The 2,693-nt window shown below is 55.4% G+C and carries 2 protein-coding genes; both read left to right on the forward strand.

The features are described 5' to 3' along the window. Positions 1-722: 722 nt before the first annotated feature. Positions 723-1,334 (forward strand): autoinducer binding domain-containing protein, encoded by a 612-nt coding sequence (locus BUB76_RS17245; protein ID WP_073130710.1) that lies wholly within the window; start codon positions 723-725, stop codon positions 1,332-1,334. Positions 1,335-2,071: 737 nt separating this feature from the next. After that, complete coding sequence (locus BUB76_RS17780) at positions 2,072-2,602, forward strand: hypothetical protein (RefSeq protein WP_139250924.1); 531 nt, start codon at positions 2,072-2,074, stop codon at positions 2,600-2,602. The last annotated feature ends 91 nt before the right edge of the window (positions 2,603-2,693 follow it).

Raw genomic sequence — 2,693 nt, forward strand, 5'->3', positions numbered from 1 at the left:
TCGGGCTTCTCTCGCTTCCCAGCCATTCTCTGGTCCTCTCCATGACGGGATCATTCTATCCCAGTGGGCGGACCACTTCAGAGGGGGCATTTCAGTTGTGACCGTGTAGATGGTCAACAGAACCACCCCAGACGCTGATTTGGTTCTCAGTTTGAGAACAGTTTCTGGGCAGAATCGCGGCTTGGATTGTGGCAATATTAGGGAGAGCGACAGGTCTTGGCGGAATGTCAGCTGATATGCTCGAAGTCATCGACCCTCGCTTGGTAACCTATCATGAGTAGATCACAGATCTGGTTGTCGCTGTGGATGATTTTCCAGAAGCGCGAGGAAGAGGGGCTGACCCACACCCCAGTCGACTTGTCAGCTGACGGTCTTATGCGGACCTTCCTGTAACTCGCAGCGAACGGCTGCTTTCCGCCCACCTTGGCCATTCCTGCGGTTCGCAGCGAAAACCCGCAGTCCGCCCTTGTGACGAATGCCGCCTCCGGCAACGATCGGGTATCCGTGAGCAAGGAAACTGGTAGTTTCGGAGCGCCTATCCGCAGCCGGACACTTGATGACCGGGATCTATAATGGCATGGGAAACGGACGGCAACCTGCTCGGCTTTCCAACCTTGTATCAACCAGTCCTTGCCGAAGTCAGCGTGACCACGTGCCTTTTCATGTTGGCAGGGCTATGGCGTCGTTCGTATCAAGTATCCGAAGGGTAAGAGTGGCGACGCATGCTTGATCGCACCCAGTTTGATGGCGAGCTCAGTCGGCTCGATCTCTACGCAGAAGTAGGCTATTTCGCTGCTCTGCATATTCGATTCACCTCACCTCTAATGTTGCTCACCACGTATCCGGACGAGTGGACCGAACATTACAGGCAACGTGGCTTTTTCTTGCGCGATCCCATGACCGCTTGGTCCTTCGCTTCTACCGGCGCAACGCGTTGGTCTAACAAAAAAATTCCCGACCCCTTCGGCGTTTTCGACGAGGCGAGGAAGTTTGGTCTGAATTTCGGTTGCACTGTTGCAGCCGGACCGATCACGTCACGCACGGTAATCTCAGTCGCACGCAGTGACCGGGAGTTGACCGACGCAGAGATGGCTGAGATCGAGAAAATTGCGAAAACTCTTCATTCTATGGCGGAGCCCGATATTCGCTTGACCCGAGCTCAGATTGAAGCTTTGAAGTGCGTGGCAGACGGTCATCGGCATTCAGCCGCGGCGGCGATCCTTGGCATCTCGGAAAGTGCCCTGAAGCTCAGGCTGGCGAGTGTTCGAGAAAGGCTCATGGCGCGAACAACAGCCGAAGCGATCCAGCGCGCAAAAGATCTTAATCTAATCTGACCTAGCTGCTCCAGCGTCAGTAGCATTAATGGTTTACCCTGTCTGGCAATTTTTTTGAGCGCAGCATGTTGGCCGCACTTAAAGCTCAAAGCGGCAATAAGCCTGCTCGTCTCACTCGGACTCCCATTGGGTAGGGTCAATTTCAATCGTCGCACTGGAGGAAAGGCGACCCAGATCGGTATCTGGCACAAGAAAAACCAATACATCCTGCCCTTTATTCCGACGGCGCTTCACCAGTGCCTCACCCGAGAACACGACGCGTCCGTCGTCAGAAATCTTACACGTTCCTTTGTAGCCCTGGTTGAGTTGGAGGCGGCTGCAAAAAGGGCCAGGGCAATCTCTCGGCCAAATGAGGTGCCCCGACCGCCTTCTGGGTCCAGAAGTGAAGTGAGCTTCGATGATCTCAAGTAGCAAAGCGGACCGCCTCAGTGGGTGACGTCTGGCAGAAGTGTCACAAAGAAGAATGACTGGCGACATAATGCTGAAATCCGCGGCCGGACAGGTCTTGCGAGATCAGGAGCGCGGTAGAGTTGCAGTTCTTCGAGAGTCTTGCAACGCCCGAATTGGGTTTCCCCGGCGTCGTAGCTCCTTCTCACCTCACGGTCTGTAGGTTAAGTAATCCGGATCGAGAGTTCGGAGTTTAAGCTTTGAATAGAACGGCGGACTGGGCCTTGGCGGCTACTGAATTCCTGTCGGACAACTTGCCAACTGTGGCGGGTCGAGGCGGTTGGGATCACATGTTTTCCACCTCCTACCAAGTCGGTTGCATGGCCTTGGTCGCGCTCGGTCAAGCCGAAGACCGAGATTGGGGTGCGGCCCCAAAATCAAACCCGTTCTTTCCGAAGGATCTGCCCCGATGGGACGACGTATGCTTTGCTGTTCTGTGGCTTGCCGCCCAACAGAGGAAGCTGAGCTATCGGTTATTGGATGGAAGCGTGCCTAAAGAAAGTATCGGCTATGGTTTTACAGTTGCACCGAGCAATCCACGCGTGCTCTCAGCCCCGAACATCCGCTCGATCGCTGGGCTGGGTCCGGCGCATGCGCAGCCAGATGTGATCGACTGTCTCGAAAGACTTGGTCTGGTATCTTCCGGACGCTGGACTGAACCGGCAACGTCTATCCTCTGGAGAACCCAGCCGGCGCCCTGGGGCATGGATGTCGCGCGAGATCCACGTTTCGATGCGGAGGTGTATCGTGCATCTGGGACTATCCCAGACTGCATACGGTCCGAAATCGAAAGGCAGTTCATAATCAGTGATGAACAGTGAGCTGCCCCAACCGAGTGGTCCAGGTTGATTGTTAGTGCATCGCTGGTCGCCGGTCGACGGCTATGATGCTCTCCGGCGCCGGAGGCCTGTA

Origin of the sequence: Palleronia salina (assembly GCF_900141995.1) — a bacterium.
GTDB lineage: Bacteria > Pseudomonadota > Alphaproteobacteria > Rhodobacterales > Rhodobacteraceae > Palleronia > Palleronia salina.

Excerpts from the sequence above, each read along its gene's own strand:
- BUB76_RS17780 (WP_139250924.1), top strand. The coding sequence starts at position 2,072 with ATGTTTTCCACCTCCTACCAAGTCGGTTGCATGGCCTTGGTCGCGCTC.
- BUB76_RS17245 (WP_073130710.1), top strand. The coding sequence starts at position 723 with ATGCTTGATCGCACCCAGTTTGATGGCGAGCTCAGTCGGCTCGATCTC.